The following is a 15,240-nucleotide window of genomic DNA, read 5'->3' on the forward strand; positions in this document are numbered from 1 at the left end:
ACGCGGGCGGAGTCGTGTCGCAGCCGGAACGGTGCCTCAGGCGGTGGCCCCGGGCAGCCGATCGGGGCGGGTGACCAGCACCGCGACCAGCAGCACCACTCCCGCGGCCAGGTACGCGGCGGCCGGGCCGAACAGCTCGGCGGTGCTGCCGAGCACGAAGATCCCGCAGCCGGCGACGACGATGTTCGAGGCCACGATGGTCGCCTCGACCTGCCCCATCCGCTCCTTCGGCGCGAGCCGGGCGAAGGTGGCCTGCGCCCCGATCAGCCAGCCGCCGCCCGCGCCGATCAACGCGTTCGCCGCCGCCAGCGCCCACACCGGCGCGTGCCCGGCGACCAGTGCCGAGGCCAGCAGGAACGCCCCGCCGAGCGCCCCGACCGCGACCACCTGACCGCCGACCCGGCCCAGCCACGCCCGCCGCCCGGCGACCAGCACGAAGATCGCGCCGCCGAGCGGCGCGGCGGCCAGCACGAGGGGGCGCCAGCCGCCGCCCGCCAGGTCCGGGGCCAGGGTCTCGGGCAGCGCGCCGGAGAGCACCGTGCCGAGGGTGAGCACCGCGACGCCGCGCAGCACCGGATGGCCGGCGATGGTGCGTACGCCCGCGGTGGCCGGGGGCCGCGCCGTCCGGTGCTTCCCCCCGCCGGCCGGCAGCCCGGCCAGGATGACCGCGGCGATCAGGAAGGACACGAGGTCCGCCAGGAGCGCCACCCGGGGGCCGAGCGCCACGGTCACGCTGGCCCCGGCGAGCAGGCCGGTCACCTGGCCGACCTGGTTGGCGAACGCGGAGAGGCCGAAGAGCGGCAGCCGCAGCGGGGTGTCCACGGCCTCGGCGGCGATCGCCACGTTCACGCTCGAGTACGCGGCCCGGACCGCGCCCAGCAGGCCGGCCGCCACGATCGCCGGCAGCGCCCGGGGGGTCACCGTGGGGACGGCGATCAGCGCCGCCCCGGCCAGCGACAGCCCGACCAGCATGGTGCGCCGGGCCGGCACGTCCAGCCAGCCGCTGAACACGGTGGCGACCAGCAGGGCGGGCAGCGCGCGGGCGGCGTACACGGCGGCCGGGCCGAGCACCGACTGCGTCTGGTCGTAGGCGAGCAGCAGCAGCGCGGCCAGCCCCACGAAGTCGCCCAACTCGGACACGCCGCGGGCGATGACCAGCCGGGACGCGACCGGGTGGCGGAACAGCGCCCGGTAGCCGGGGGGTGGCGCGAGCCGTTCGTCGGCGTCGGTCATCGGCTCGGCTGGTCCGCTTTCCCGCCGCGCCGGGGCCCAGCCCCGACCGGTGGCGACTCGACAGCGGTGCCGGTCATCAAACCTCCGTACGGCGTCGGGCGGAGTCTGCGGAGCCATGGACCCAGTTCGATCAGCAACCTACCCTTTCCGCGCTGTCGAAGCACCCCCGCCCCGGACGGTGGTGTGAGCCAGCCGACCATCTCCCCGGCGACCTGCGGCGTTAGGGTCGGAGGGAAATCCACTCGTTACCACTCCCTACCGGAGGTGCACCCTTGGCCGCACTGCGCCAATACCTCGGCGTCTGGCGGATCCCCGGCGCGCCGATGCTGCTCGTGCTCGGCATCGTCGGCCGGCTCGGGATCGGCATGACCCCGTTGGCGCTCCTGCTCGTGGTCGAGGACGTGACCCACCGGTACGCGCTGGCCGCCGTCGCCGGCGGCGTCTACGCCCTCTCCGGGGCCGCGCTCAGCCCGGTGGCCGGCCGGATCGCCGACCGGGTCGGCCCCACCCCCGTGCTGCTGGCCACCGCGGTCGCCCACCCGCTCGCCCTGTTCGGGCTGCTCGGGGCCAGCCGCTCCGGGGCCGGCAACCTGGGCCTGATCTACCTGGCCGCCGGCGTCGCCGGCGCCACCTACCCGCCGCTCACGGCCGCCCTCCGGGGTGCCTGGAACGACCTCACCGCCCCGGCCTCCGGCCGGGCCCACCTGCGCAACACCGCGCTTGCCGCGGAGACCTCGCTCTTCGAGGTCGTCTTCGTCCTCGGTCCGCTGCTGGTGGCCGCGTTCGTGCTGCTCGCCGACGCCGCCGCCGCGCTGGTCGGCGCCGCCGTGGTCACCCTGGTCGGCACCACCGCCGTCGCGCTCGGCCGGGTGATGCGCGGCTGGCGGCCGCATCCGCGCGAGCACCACGCCAAGGGCCTCGGCCCGCTGCGGGTCGGCGGCTTCCCGGCCCTGCTGTTCTGCATCGCCACCATCGGCATCGCGTTCGGCGCGGCCGGCGTGATCGTCCCGGCCTTCGCCGGGACCGCCGGCACCGGCGACCCGGAGAGCCTGGCCGGCGTGCTGCTCGCGGTCTGGGGCATCGGCAGCGCCGCCGGTGGCTTCTGGTTCGGCGTACGCCCGCCGGCCGCCAACATGACCCGCCAGTTCGCCTGGCTGCTCGGCGCCGTGGCGGCCAGCTTCGGCGTCTTCGCGCTGATGCCCGGCCCGGTGGCGCTCGGCGTCGCCCTGGTGATCGGCGGGGCCACCATCGCCCCCGCGCTGACCCTGGAGAACACCCTGGTCGGCCGGATCGCCCCGACGGGCATGCTGAACGAGGCGTACACCTGGGTGGTCACCATGTCGGTGGCGGCCAGCGCCGCGGGCGGCGCGGTGGCCGGCCTCATCGTCGACCATGCCGGCGGCGTGCCGTGGGCCTTCGTCTTCGCCGGCGCGGCGGTCGCCGTCGGGGCCGCGGTCGCCGCGCTCCCCACCGGCCCGATCGCCCGCGCCGAGGCCGCCGCGGTCCGCGCCGAGCAGCCGGTGGCCGCCTGACCGGGACGGATCACATCCGTTCCGATGGGTACCCGGGCGGGATGTTCCTCTTCTTCTCGAACCGGATCGGCTGTCTCGGGTCGATCCTGATCAGCGCGATCCTGACCGTGGTGCTGCTGCTGATCTTCACCCGCTGACCGGCTCCCCGCACGGATCGCCCGGGGAGCCGGCGGCGGTGGGCCGGACCGCCTCCCCGGCATCGTCGGTTTAGTTGATCCGTTACAGATCAGCTGCACCCGAGGGGCGCCAGTTGGCTGCCGCTCCGGGCTCGGCTGTCTCAGCGTGCAACTGGGCGGGCCGCCCGTCGCTGGGCATGCCATCCTGGAGCCGCTCAGGACGCCGGTCAGCGACAGCAGCGGAGTCCGTGGAACTTTCTCTCGGGATGGCGTCGGATCCGGGCCGAGTCGTTCGTAGTACGGGCGAGGGCGGAGAGGTCTGCCCGGTCCCGGAACGGACGTGACGCCCAGCCAGCAGGCGAGGGTGACGTCCCCAACGGGTCCTACGCGCACCGGGAGGCAGAGGTATGGCAAAGCTGATCTACGTGACCAATGTGTCGCTCGACGGCTACATCGAGGACGAAAAGGGGGACTTCGCCTGGTTCCCGCCCGACGACGAGGTGTTCACGTTCACCACCGACCTCCTGCGGTCGGTGGGCACGCTCCTGTACGGGCGGCGCCTGTACGAAAAGATGGCGGTCTGGGAGACCGACCCCTCCCTGGCCGCGCGGTCCAGCCTCATGGCTGACTTCGCGCGCGTCTGGCAAGCGGCGGACAAGGTCGTCTACTCCACGACGCTCACCGCGGTGTCAACGGCCGCCACCAGCGTGGAGCGCACTTTCGACCCCGCCGCCGTACGCCAGTTGAGGGCCACGGCCAGCAGCGACATCGCCATCGGAGGCGCCAACCTGGCGGCACAGGCCATCCGGGCCGGACTGGTCGACGAGTGCCAGTTGTTGGTCTGGCCCACGGCGGTCGGCGGCGGCAAGCCGGGGCTGCCCACCGACGTGCGCACCGACTTCGCGCTCCTCGACGAGCGCCGCTTCGGCAACGGCGTCGTCCACCTGCGGTACCGCCCGCTCGGCCACTGACCACGTGATCTGGGCGCCCGGGTGACAGGGACTGGCCGGCCTCGTCCTGAGGCCGGCCGGAGCCGACTTACCGGTAGTTGGTGAACTGCAGGGCGACGCCGAAGTCCTCACCCTTGAGCAGCGCGATGACGGCCTGCAGGTCGTCCTTCTTCTTGCCGGTGACCCGGAGCTGGTCGCCCTGGATCTGCGCCTGGACGCCCTTGGGGCCCTCGTCGCGGATCTTCTTGCTGATCGCCTTGGCCTTGTCCGAGTCGATGCCCTGGATCACCTTGGCGTCAACCTTGAAGATCTTGCCGGAGGAACGCGGGTCGCCGGCGTCCAGCGACTTGAGGGAGATGTTCCGCTTGATCAGCTTCTCCTTGAAGACGTCCAGCGCGGCCCGGACGCGCTCCTCGGTCTCCGCCTGGAGGCTGATCGCCTCCTCGCCCGACCAGGAGATCTCCGCACCCGTCCCGCGGAAGTCGAACCGCGTCGCGAGCTCCTTCTCCGTCTGGCGGACGGCGTTGTCGACCTCCTGCCGGTCGACCTTGCTCACGATGTCGAAGGACGGGTTCGCTGCCATGCTCATGCTCCTGCTGTCCGGCGGTCTGTCCTGTTCCATCCCACCCTGACCGGGTGGGGCCCCCTGACGGTACCCGCTTGCGGCGGCCCGGGGGACAACCGCTATCCTTGCTTCCGCCGCCGCGTTGCGACGCGGTGGTGTGCCCTGGCGGGTTGCCCGAGCGGCCAATGGGAGCGGACTGTAAATCCGTCGCGAAAGCTACAGAGGTTCGAATCCTCTACCCGCCACCAGGTGCGAGAACGGCCCCTGACCAGCAGAAATGCTGATCGGGGGCCGTTGTCGTTTGTCCGGTCGGGTCCGGCTTGGTCCAGCCGTCTACGACTGGTTGTGGGCAGATGGTGGGCGGGTCGATCTTGCCCTCTGAGGGCTCTTCTGGGCTGCGAACGCTGGGGTTGGTGTCCGGGTCCGGTCCGGCGGAGTCCGTGCGTGTAGCGGTCGGCTGAGGGGACCGCGGTGAGATGTCGCAGGCTGCGAGAGAGGGGCCGGGGGCAAGCCAGTCCCGGGGTTGGACTGGCGCGGCAGTCGGAAGCCCTGATCGTCGACGAGGTCGACCGGTTCGGCTTCCGTACCGCCTGGCCGTGATCGTGGCGCCGGCCGGATCAACAGACTAGGGGCGGCCGTCCGGCGGCAGTCGGTGGCTCTCCGCCCCGGCGCCGAAGGCAGCCGGGGCGGCTTGCCGCCGGCCCGGGTTACCGCCCCGCGACGCGCGGAGCGCGGCGCCTTGATCCAGAACAGACCAAATCGGCAAAGGTGTAAGCCTGGGGCATGTAAGCCTGGGGCAACTGTGGATGCATCGCTAGGCTCATCGGGTGCCTGACAGCGAACACACGCCGATGCACGTCCTGACAGCCGAAGCCGTGCGCTGGGGGATTGAAACTCTCGCGTCCCAGCGGCTGCACCCGACGTTCGTAATGTACCTCCATCTGCGCAAACAGCAGCGAGCAGGGAAGCTGGGCGAGGCATCTGCGTCATCAGACGAGTTGCTTGCCCTGATCCGGATGCCTGGCAACCCGGCGAAGCCGTACTACTTTCCGCTCATAGACCGCGGGAAGCGGTATCCAGGGCAACTATTGTCCAGCTTCTGGCGCGCGGAGAACATTCCTGGTAGTTGGTCACCAGGCTCAATCTACCGCCTCAAGGGCGGCGGATGGATGGGCCTCTCGACCGGCGGGTACGCACTTCCTGAGGATCACGTCGACCGAGCGTTGCGCGAATTGCTTTACCAAGCACCGGTCTCGGCGCTCGCGCTGGGAGCCTATTTTCTGCGCAACGACGGCTTCATCATCTCAGGCGCTGCAGGTCCCAGTGACCTGATCGCAGCGTTCCGGTTGAAATTTGATTATCCCGACGATGTACAGGAGGAGTTCGCGACCCTATTCAAGACGGACGTGCCAATGAACGTTGATTTCGAATGGTTCGCAGAATCAGATCCCTCTTTCACCGTTAACGCCTGACCGAGGGCGGCCAATGCTTGAGAAACTCATCCCCAATGTTCGAACGCTGACCGCCGACGACCTGGGTCTTGGCGCAACGGCGAAGGCGGAGATCAGTCATGCCTCCTCTGCTCCGGACGCGCCAGTAATCCCTGGAGATCACCCTCGTGTGCAGGAAATCGCCCGCCTTGCCGGCATCTACGGTGGCGTGATCCTCACTGGTCCGCCGGGAACCTCCAAGTCGTTTTTTGCTCACGCGGCGGCGCTGGCGCTTGCAGGCGGCGAAAAGGCTCGCTGCGCATTTGTTCAGTTCCATGCCAGCTATCAATATGAAGATTTCATGCTCGGATTCGCTCCTACGCCACGCGGGTTTGAATTCAAGGTGGGACCGTTCCTAAGGCTGGCGGCCGCCGCGCATCTGGATCGGGGCAACACTTACGTCCTCGTCATCGATGAGTTGTCCCGCGCCGATGTCGGACGGGTGTTCGGCGAGGCGCTGACATATGTCGATCGCAGCAAGCGCGAATTGCGCTTCACCATCGCCAACGGTATAGAGATCTGGGTGCCTTCCAACCTAGTCATTCTGGCGACGATGAATCCCTTCGATCGAGGAGTGGACGACGTTGACGCTGCCTTTGAGCGGCGCTTCGCCAAGATCTCAATGGATCCGGACAGGGGTGTCCTAGAGGAGATGCTCGATGACAACGGGATGGAGGAAGAGCTCAAGGCAGGGGTGATTCGCTGGTTCGGACGGATCAACGGGCATGCCCGGAAAAACCCTGCCGCCTCAGTGGGACACGCCTACTTCTCCAACGCGACGGACGAGGCATCTCTTCGGGACATCTGGGAGTACCAGCTAAAGTACCTCGTGCAGCGAGCCTTTCGCCGCGACGAGAGTACCCGGGCCGATCTGGAGACGGCATGGACACATATTTTTCCAACGCCGGAACTGGCAACTGCCCCGACCGGACAGCCGTCACCTGAGCCGCCGAAGTGACCGAAGCCGCCGCGAACCTAGTCATAGTGGAGTGCGCTGAACACGACAGTATCGAGATCGACGCAGCGCTCTGGCTGAATGACGATCACCAGTTGATCCTGAACTCGGAGATCGACGGGCGGGATATCCTCCGGGCGAGCTTCCGCAGGGGCGTGCTTCGGCTCCAGGCTACGTCATACGTCGGTGTCATCCCCCTAAACGACCGAGTCATTGTCCGAGTTAAGCCTCGCGTCCCGATCGCCAACTTGACGCGCATGGTAATCGAGACTGGGCATGACGTACTGGCTCTATCCGCCTTCCGCGAGTACTCCAGCCGCGGCACTGCCGACGACTGGGCCATGAACGTCTACGCCGACGCCTTGCTCGACTACCTAGATGAGCTACTCGACGCCGGCATGATGCGGTCCTATGAGCGCCGTGAAGATCAGGGCCACTTCCCACATGGCCGCATCGACTTCACTGAGACTATGCAGCGCTTCACCGCGCGTGCCGTGCCGAACAAAGCCGCCTACTCGTGGTTCGAGCGCACCGTTGACACCCCGGTCAACCGCTGTATCAAGGCGGCAATGGAGGCGGTCCACGCCTATCTGATGAAGTCAAAGGCGAAGCCGCGGAAGGGCGACCGCGCAAAGCTCGCCCGGTTAGCTGGACAGTTGCTCGCCTTCGAGGAGGTCGGCGAAGACCCCGAATTCCGGTTTCTCGATGACTCAGTGGTGCTCGGGCTGACGCCACTGCCCGACTCGCGCGCCTATTACCGATCGGCGCTTGACCTGTCGGTCGTGATCCTTCGTGGCATCGGTATTGGGCTGGAACTTGGCGGCACCGACGTGCGATTGAGTTCGCTCCTCATCGACACCAATAAGCTGTTCGAGAACTTTGTTCGCGTCAGCTTGGCGAAAGATGCAGCCAGACAGTCTTGGCCGGTGGAGGTCCTCGACGGAAACGCCGAGGGCCGAGTCGACCTGTACGATGTGCCAGACCCTCTGCCCTCGCCCCTCGGAACGCCGATTAACGCGCTCGCTAGTGTTGATCCGGGAAAGGCGCAGCCCGACGTCGTCCTGCGGGGGACCGACGGCAGCTTCCGGCTCATAGCCGAGGTCAAAAATACAGTTCACGGTAAGAATGCAAAAGCGAAAGACGTCCTGCCCGAGCGTGATGAGGTCGAGCAGGCAGTCACCTACGCGCTGCGCTACGGCCTCAACTTCACCGTGTTAATCCACCCGTGGTTCAAGGGTACGAAGGGGCTCGTTTACGTCGGTCGCGTGCGCTCCGTCGACGTCTACGACTACAGGCTTGATCTGTCTACGGACGACGGCACCGATGAAGCACTGGCCGACATGGCGTCGACCATGGCCAGCCTCGCCGGGCTACCCATCGGTCAGCCGCCGACCTCGGTCTGATTCATTAGGGGTACTAGATCGACACCGACCGCGTCGCGGCCTTCTGCATTTGCGGTTTTCAAAGTTGTCCCAGTGCCAGCGAAGGGGTCAAGGACTACGCCACGCGCGGGTGTGCCGTGCCCGCAGTCAGTCCAGCCAACTGTGCGCTTCTTGGCGAAGGTGAATTCACGGAAGTAGCCACCGAGCACTGCCTTCGCTTCCATCGCAAGCCGCTGCACTTCGAGACTATTACGCCCGGTGCCATTCTGAAACTTGGTGGCTTTGCCGACATCCGAGACGCCAAAAGCCTGGATTGCGCGAATGTGATCTGGCGTTAACTTGTACTCTTTGGCCAACTCCATCGCCCGCTTCGCCTGCGGGCGCGTCGGATCGAGCTCTGCTGTGCGTTCGAACACTCGGCGACGCGGCACGTTGCAGGTCGCGCAGACCTGCGGCGGCGCGGCTAGCATAATTGCCCGGCGCACTATCTCACTCGGGAACGGGGCAAGGTGCGCACCCATGTTGCGCTCAGGGTTGATCATCCAAACGTCGCCCGGGTTGGCGCCATTGCCGACGGACTCCGAGTACCCGACAAGGTCATAGTAGTAGTCCGCGCGGGGAGTCAAGTGAATGATGTACTCGTGGCGGTTGGCAAGTCGGTTCTTCGCTGGGTCTGGCATGCCGGACTCCTTGGCCCAGATGATCCTGTTGCGGACTAGCCAACCACCGCTGTTTACAGCGTCCCACTCAATGCGGCCAGGAATGCCGAGAAGCGACTTTTTGAAATAGGTGTCACCGACGTTCAAGAAGACCGAGCCGTGTGGCCGGAGAACACGTTTCCACTCCTCAAGGCATACCAGCATGGCGTGGACATACGCTTCGGGCGTCGCCTCCTGCCCGATCTGATCGGCATGTCCGTAGTCCCTTTTGTTCCAGTACGGGGGCGATGTGACAATCAGATCGACTGAGTTTTTCGGAAGGCCGGTCTTGCGGGCGTCGCCGGTTGTGAAGGTGAGCTGAGGCCTGAGTAGGTCGCGCTCCCAGTCTTCAAGCTGGGTGACGGACACAGTGCCAAGGTTCGGTCGGGCTGCGGCCGGCTCCGCATCGGTCTCCGACGGAGGCACCGGAGAAGTCCTGTAGTGTCGGGTCATGCGGGCTTCCCTTTCCTGCTGCCTTGGCTCGATCGATGCGGAGGTTGGGGCAGGGCCGTCACCTTGCCGGACACATCCGTGAAGATCATATCCAGTCGGTCGACCAGTCCTCGAAGCATGTATATCCGGTAGGGCCGGTGGTCGTCGAGCACCGTCCCGGCGAGTCACGCTGACGTCTGTGCGCCTCGTTGCTCGCCGTTGCGTCTGGTTGAGGGGTGCGCTACTGCGAGCGCTGTGCCGGCAAGCCGAGCCGTAACTTACGGCCTGTTCGCGAACACGGAACTCCCACCATGCCTACCCACCCTCCCGCCGGCCTCCGTCCATGCCGTGGGCGGACAGGGCTTGCCCGGGCAAGGCGGAGCACCCCCCTGCGTCTGACCGACCTTCCCCAGGCATGGCCGAGGCATCGGCTGGCGTGCCTATCCGGCCCGGTCCAGCTAGGCGGCGCGACGGCCTGCGGAGTGGGCTCCTTGGAAAGGTATGAAAGCCGCGGTCCGACGGCTATGAGTTGGTGGAGCTTGGCCGATAGACCCTGATGATCGTGTCGACTTGCTCTCCCCGCCGGACGACGGTTACCCGCTCAACCAGCGCCGTTCCGACCTCAACTTCGAACAGGGCCGCGAGGTCCGTATCGGCGGATATCTTCCGCTCCCTCGTCTCGGGCTGGTCGGCATGGTCGTAGGTGTGAGCCTTCGCGTACGTGCCCCTGCCGTGTTCGGTGGCGGCTAGGCCTTCCTCCCGCAGAGCAGCTATTGCCTTCCGAACCGTGCCGCGGGCTGCCCGGAACTCGGCTATGAGGACGCTCTCTGTTGGCAAGAGGGTGCCAGGTGGGATGACGCCGCTTTCGATTCGCTCCCGCAGCTCGTTGGCGATGACGCGGTAGCGGGGCTGTCCGTAGTGCGGGGTGGGCACGGGTTCACCGTACCTGGCACTTGTCTTACCAAGTGCCAACCAAGTGACCCGTTTCGACGTATGGACAACACGTCCACTTGTAGGTACGTTTCCCGGTGTGCGGCCAGGGTGACGGCTCGTATCAGGGGTGGTGCCGCGCCGGCCCTGGTCGCACCTGATGCGCGGCGCCCTGTCGGACCGGTTGCGGTAGCCGCGCGTACAAGTTGGCTCGGCGATACCCGACCCGTCTGTGTCGGACGGCGCGCCGTGCCTTCATCCGGGCCGGTGGCCGGCTGCATTCCCCCGTGGCTGGCCACCGGTCCCCGCCTACCTGTGGAGGTGCGATGTCCGGCTCTCATCGTCGGCGCGGTTGGTTCTCGTCCTGGTGGTCCGGGAGGCGTCCGCCGGCTGTGGCCACCGACAGCAACGTCTCGCCGATGCGGCGCACGCCGACCAATGCCGTGCCGACGTACTGGTGGGGTGTGGGACCGACTCGGGAGTTGCCTACGCTGCGGTACGCGCCGTTGATGACGCTGGCGCAGTCCTACCGGGGCAATGGTGGGCGGTGGCCGCGATGAGGCGGACGAACAAGCCGACCGAGATCACGAGCCACCCGGGCTGGTGTGCGCCGGATCGCTGCGGCCATCTGGTGCCGCCGTTGATGGCGCACATGGCCCGGCGTCACCGAAGCCCAATGTTCCGGGTCGGTGACGTCCGGTCGAGCGGAGGCGTCGTCACCTACCTCATCGGTGCTGACGCCCTGGCGCCGCTGGTCGCTGTGCACTCGACGTGCCGGGCGGGGAACGGCTGGGCAGAGTTGTCGCTGTCCCAGGTGGCCGAACTGGTCGAGCATCTGCGCGGTCTGTTGAAGCAGGCCGGCGGCGACCAGGGAGCCGGCGATGAGTGAGGGCCGGCCCATGACCGACAGCGCCCCGCCGTCGGTCCCGTCCGTCGCATGCCCGGGATGGTGCCGAGGTTGCGGACCGAACGACCCGATGCACCGCGGCTTCATCGCCACCATCGGCCGGGAGCGGACCGGCTGGGTCAGCCTTCAGCTACTCATCGACCGGTTCGCGCGTCGGGACCTGGCTGTCAAGCTCGACGCGACCCGCTACGGCGCGACGCAAACCGTGCTCCTCTCGGCGGCGCAGCTCGACCGGCTGATTGACGAGCTGACGCGCGCTCGCAACGTGATGCGGGCACCGGTCAGTCAGGGCCATCGGCCGGGGGAGGGGCGATGAACTCCGGCAGCCGTCGGGGCGTCGCCGTTCCCCGTACTCCTGGCCCACGTCGTGGGCAGCCGCCGCGAGCAGCGGTAACGGTCCCGTCGGTTCCCGAGCGGCCGGCAGGCGGGACCACCTGGCAGACGTTGGAACGTCTAGGGGGTACGGTGACCGGTGTGCATGGCCGGGACTGGCGCCCTCGTTACCTGCAACTCGCGGAGGAGTTGCGGGTAAAGATCATGGCCGGAGAGATGGCCCCGGGCACCCTCATGCCGAGCGAGACCGAGTTGGCCGAGTCGTCGGGCCTGTCGCGCACCAGCGTCCGCAACGCCATCCGGCAGCTCCGGGAATGGGGCCTGGTCCGGGCCGAGCAGGGGCGCGGGACCTACGTCCGGGCACCTCGGCAGCGGGTACGGCGTCGCAACAGCGAGCGGTACCAGTGGGAGAAGGACCGGGTCCTGCTCGACGAGGCCGAGCGGATGAAGACCGGCGCGACCGAGCACGACACCGGCCTGACCGTCGACGACCTCAAGTTTCACGCCGAGTACTCCCGGGTGGAGGCGGATGCGGAGATGGCGGCGGCGTTGCAGGTCGAGCCGGGCACGCCGCTGCTGCGCCGGGTCTACTGGACCTCCTCCCGCCACGAGAGCGCACCGCTGACCGTGTCGTACTCCTACCTGCCGCATGACCTGGTGGCCGCGAACCCGGACCTGCTCGACGAGAGCAAGGAACCATGGCCCGGCGGCACGCAGCACCAGCTCTACACGCTCGGCATCGAGCTGGACCGGATCGACGACGAGATTCGCGCACGTCCGCCTTCCCCGGATGAGGCCGAACTGCTGGACATCGACCCGGGCGTCTCCGTGCTCACCGTGCGGAAGACCTCAATCGACACCACCGGTCGAGTCGTCGAGGTGGCCGACGTGGTGATGCCGGGCGACCGGACCGAGCTTGTCTACTCCCACAAACTCCAACGGTGGAAAACTTGACGCAGCTCGTCTCGGTCATCACCCCGGTCCACGCGCCCAGCATCGAGCACCTTGCTGGCGCCTACGCGTCGTTGGCCAAGCAGGAAATGCCCACCGGGTGGGACTGGCAATGGCTCGTCCAGGAGGACGGCCAGACCGGCGCCCTGGTCGACGCGCTGCCTGACGATCCCCGGATCAGTCTCGGCACCGGCCGCCCCGGTGGGCCTGGCGTCGCCCGTACTCTTGCCCTTTCCCGGGTTGCGGGTGACCTCATTAAGGTCCTGGACGCTGACGACCAGCTGACCCCCGGCGCGCTCGCCCGGGACATTGCCGCGTTCGACGCGCACCCGCAGATCGGCTGGACCACCTCGCGGGTACTCGATCTGCTGCCCGACGGGTCAACCGCCGGATGGGACAAGGACCCGGCCGGCGGCCTCGTTGACCGCGGTGCGGTCCTCTCGTTCTGGCAAGCCAACGATTACCGGGCATCGGTGCACCCGGCGACGCTGTGCCTGCGGCGGGATCTCGTCTTCGCCCTCGGCGGCTGGATGGCGCTTCCCGCCTCCGAGGACACGGGACTGTTGCTCGCCGCCAACGCCGTCAGCGCCGGCTACTTCACCCGCGAGTACGGGCTGCTCTACCGCAAGTGGCCCGGCCAGGTCACCAGCCAGGCCGCGCACCGGGAACCGGCCGAGTATCAAGCCCGAATGAGGATCATCGAGGCCAGAGCCAACGCCCTGGCCTCGATGCTGCCGAACGGTCTACCGCTCACTCCTCTGGCGTAGCCTCGTGCCCCGGCATGCCGTGGGTACGCCGCCGCTCCTTCATCTCCGCCTCGTAGATGTGCCGCCGGCCGCCGGCTAGCTTCTCCCGAGCGTCCCGCTCGATCTCCTGGAACGCGGCGTAGTAGCCATCATCGAACTCCTCCATGATCTGGAAGGTCCAACGGCCGGGCAGCAGGTTGCGCCCCAACAGCTCGTGCTCGACCCGGTCGGCCATTTCGCCGTGCCCGGCCTCGCGCAGCAGCTTCGTCACCCGGTCGAGGGTGAGATCCGCGCCGCCAACGAGCTGGTGTGCCGAGTACAGGTGACCGCGTACGCGGTGGATCGTCTCCAGTGCCTTGCTTAACTCGCCCAGCGCCTCAACGGTCGTGTCATCGACCCCGTCCGGCCGCGAATGCTCATCGCCAACCGACTTCCTGTATTTATTCTCATTCACGCCGACCTCGTACCCAGGAAAACTCGCCTTATGCATCATGCTGCACGTCGGTGCCCATCGTGGAGGCAAGAGCTAACGATGACCCGAATGCGGAGATTACTTCTATTGCCACCACTCGCAGAAGCTCCAAATCCGGTTGCATGGCGTTGGCTTCGTGATCTCCGGGGAAGATCGCTTCGACGCCCTCCTTGCCGCCTCCGGCTTTAGAGTGGACAATCCGACACCTGATGTCATAAATCCGATTCGCGACCTGCTTAACGATGTCTCGCGATGTGTCTTTAGAGGAAAGGTTAGTGACGTGCTTAATGGGTCCCTTCTTTGAAAAATGTTCCGGTACGGATCTTTCGAGTTGTGTCAGCCAGTTCATTATCCTGTCGGATCCAACGGAGTCAGCAACCAAATCTACGAAAGATTCGCGTTCACCCTTAGATGACTGCCTGCCTAGGACCCCAACTAGGCCCAGTACATCTTCGTCATCCGACAAGCTGAAGAGTGGGGAGTGTAGTGCTCGCCGAATCTGCTGGATAGCAGCCCTTCGGTCATGCAGCGGCAAGTAGTATTCAATGCTTTGATAGTAGAGAACGTAGCGATTTAGGATCGTCTGATTGAAGCGATCGGAGGCGAGCTGGAAAAGAGCGGCGGCCTGATCGTTGAAGCGCGCGACGGGAAAGCGCAGGCTGACGGGGCGCGAGGCTATGCGGGCATGGTGCAGGCCTCGGCCCATCCTGGGTAGGAGGCTTGTCGATACCCGTACCGAAGCCGCAGCTTCGAAGAGCATTGATCGAGCCAGTTCTTCCGCTACGAGCAGCGCCACCGAGCGTCCAAGATCGTTTTCAAATCGAACCTTGATTGAATAGAAGCGCGCCAGCTCTCGGCCGTCTCGCGACCATGGGTTCCCCCAACGTCCCTCAGCCTCAAGTAACTGAAGTGCCACACTCGCGCTCGCGGCTGAAATCTCAATGCAAGTCCTCGCGCGGGGGCTATGTACGTGAGCCCAGATTGCGGCGCCCGGCTCCGCGATGCCTAGGTTCGATTGCGCATTGGGGAAAAGCGAAGGATGTTCGTTGCTTCTGACGTCATGGGGGCAGTCCGCATCGAGGTGAATCTGGCGTCGCCCGAGTCTACTCTCAAAGCTTTTTAGGACAAACTCCACATATTTGCTGTCGGCAGAGATGTGCCCGATGTGCTTGTCGGTCGGCGTAAAGCCAAATGAGTTCTCGTGCGCAAGCAATCTTACACCTATGGCACTGCATTTGGCGGCGGATTCCGCGTTAGGCCTGCTCTTTACTTCATAGTAGCCGGAATCCTCATTGGATATGGACCAACCGGAAGCGGAAAGGATTTCGGTTGCCTCATCAATGGCAGGCAGATGAGGGTGTGCCTCCAGTTGAGGGTCTAGGTTGTCGAGCTCCATCTCCGACGCCAGGGGCGCCTCGCTGGGCTCGATTTCGGTCGATGGTTCGTCAATGCCCAAGAGATAACACTTTCCATCAGAACTGATTCGCCATCCTAGGCTCTCAATCTTAAGCAGCCACGGGATCAGGCGATACGGCATGAGAGCGAAAC

At 66.4% G+C, this 15,240-nt stretch carries 15 protein-coding genes and 1 tRNA gene; 10 read left to right on the plus strand and 6 right to left on the minus strand.

Annotation, left to right across the window (positions count from 1 at the left end; all coding sequences use genetic code 11):
• Positions 1-36 precede the first annotated feature (36 nt).
• On the minus strand, positions 37-1,233 hold the full coding sequence (locus ACIBPB_RS15890) for a hypothetical protein (protein WP_396840336.1): 1,197 nt from the start codon (positions 1,231-1,233) through the stop codon (positions 37-39).
• A 272-nt stretch (positions 1,234-1,505) separates the two neighbouring features.
• On the opposite strand from ACIBPB_RS15890, the gene ACIBPB_RS15895 reads away from it, so the two are divergent.
• Together ACIBPB_RS15895 and ACIBPB_RS15900 are read left to right on the plus strand one after the other, a co-directional pair.
• A complete protein-coding gene (locus tag ACIBPB_RS15895) occupies positions 1,506-2,765 on the plus strand; it encodes an MFS transporter (protein WP_396840337.1) in 1,260 nt (419 codons plus the stop codon).
• Between the two features lie 523 nt (positions 2,766-3,288).
• On the plus strand, positions 3,289-3,852 hold the full coding sequence (locus ACIBPB_RS15900) for a dihydrofolate reductase family protein (protein WP_396840338.1): 564 nt from the start codon (positions 3,289-3,291) through the stop codon (positions 3,850-3,852).
• A 67-nt stretch (positions 3,853-3,919) separates the two neighbouring features.
• On the opposite strand, the gene ACIBPB_RS15905 is transcribed toward ACIBPB_RS15900, so the two are convergent.
• Positions 3,920-4,414, minus strand: coding sequence for a YajQ family cyclic di-GMP-binding protein (locus ACIBPB_RS15905; protein ID WP_396840339.1), 495 nt, complete (start codon positions 4,412-4,414; stop codon positions 3,920-3,922).
• A gap of 146 nt (positions 4,415-4,560) precedes the next feature.
• Here ACIBPB_RS15905 and ACIBPB_RS15910 point away from each other — a divergent pair.
• The 4 genes from ACIBPB_RS15910 (at position 4,561) to ACIBPB_RS15925 (ending at position 8,244) form a co-directional block, all read left to right on the plus strand.
• Positions 4,561-4,644 (plus strand) — tRNA-Tyr (locus ACIBPB_RS15910).
• A gap of 579 nt (positions 4,645-5,223) precedes the next feature.
• Positions 5,224-5,868: a hypothetical protein gene (locus ACIBPB_RS15915; RefSeq protein WP_396840341.1), complete on the plus strand. Its 645-nt coding sequence runs from the start codon at positions 5,224-5,226 to the stop codon at positions 5,866-5,868.
• Between the two features lie 13 nt (positions 5,869-5,881).
• Positions 5,882-6,844, plus strand: a complete 963-nt coding sequence (locus tag ACIBPB_RS15920; RefSeq protein ID WP_396840342.1) for an McrB family protein — start codon at positions 5,882-5,884, stop codon at positions 6,842-6,844.
• A complete protein-coding gene (locus ACIBPB_RS15925) occupies positions 6,841-8,244 on the plus strand; it encodes a hypothetical protein (protein WP_396840343.1) in 1,404 nt (467 codons plus the stop codon). The genes ACIBPB_RS15920 and ACIBPB_RS15925 overlap by 4 nt, the downstream gene beginning before the upstream one ends.
• Here the strand turns inward: ACIBPB_RS15925 and ACIBPB_RS15930 are convergent.
• Entirely contained in the window at positions 8,223-9,290 is a 1,068-nt protein-coding gene (locus ACIBPB_RS15930) for a DNA-methyltransferase (protein ID WP_396840344.1), read from the minus strand. The two genes, ACIBPB_RS15925 and ACIBPB_RS15930, sit on opposite strands and share 22 nt — an antisense overlap.
• Before the next feature lie 585 nt (positions 9,291-9,875).
• Entirely contained in the window at positions 9,876-10,286 is a 411-nt protein-coding gene (locus ACIBPB_RS15935; protein WP_396840345.1) for a GntR family transcriptional regulator, read from the minus strand.
• A 553-nt stretch (positions 10,287-10,839) separates the two neighbouring features.
• On the opposite strand from ACIBPB_RS15935, the gene ACIBPB_RS15940 reads away from it, so the two are divergent.
• The 4 genes from ACIBPB_RS15940 (at position 10,840) to ACIBPB_RS15955 (ending at position 13,241) form a co-directional block, all read left to right on the plus strand.
• Positions 10,840-11,172, plus strand: coding sequence for a hypothetical protein (locus ACIBPB_RS15940; protein WP_396840346.1), 333 nt, complete (start codon positions 10,840-10,842; stop codon positions 11,170-11,172).
• Positions 11,165-11,506, plus strand: a complete 342-nt coding sequence (locus ACIBPB_RS15945; RefSeq protein ID WP_396840347.1) for a precorrin-4 C11-methyltransferase — start codon at positions 11,165-11,167, stop codon at positions 11,504-11,506. Before ACIBPB_RS15940 ends, ACIBPB_RS15945 begins: the two co-directional genes overlap by 8 nt.
• Before the next feature lie 149 nt (positions 11,507-11,655).
• On the plus strand, positions 11,656-12,477 hold the full coding sequence (locus ACIBPB_RS15950; RefSeq protein WP_396840348.1) for a GntR family transcriptional regulator: 822 nt from the start codon (positions 11,656-11,658) through the stop codon (positions 12,475-12,477).
• On the plus strand, positions 12,465-13,241 hold the full coding sequence (locus tag ACIBPB_RS15955; protein ID WP_396840349.1) for a glycosyltransferase family 2 protein: 777 nt from the start codon (positions 12,465-12,467) through the stop codon (positions 13,239-13,241). The genes ACIBPB_RS15950 and ACIBPB_RS15955 overlap by 13 nt, the downstream gene beginning before the upstream one ends.
• Here ACIBPB_RS15955 and ACIBPB_RS15960 read toward each other — a convergent pair.
• Together ACIBPB_RS15960 and ACIBPB_RS15965 are read right to left on the minus strand one after the other, a co-directional pair.
• Positions 13,225-13,710 (minus strand): hypothetical protein, encoded by a 486-nt coding sequence (locus tag ACIBPB_RS15960; protein ID WP_396840591.1) that lies wholly within the window; start codon positions 13,708-13,710, stop codon positions 13,225-13,227. The two genes, ACIBPB_RS15955 and ACIBPB_RS15960, sit on opposite strands and share 17 nt — an antisense overlap.
• Entirely contained in the window at positions 13,703-15,229 is a 1,527-nt protein-coding gene (locus ACIBPB_RS15965) for a hypothetical protein (protein WP_396840350.1), read from the minus strand. The genes ACIBPB_RS15960 and ACIBPB_RS15965 overlap by 8 nt, the downstream gene beginning before the upstream one ends.
• Positions 15,230-15,240 lie beyond the last annotated feature (11 nt).

The sequence above is a fragment of the Micromonospora sp. NPDC049836 genome (assembly GCF_044465125.1).
In the GTDB taxonomy this organism is placed as follows: Bacteria; Actinomycetota; Actinomycetes; order Mycobacteriales; family Micromonosporaceae; genus Micromonospora.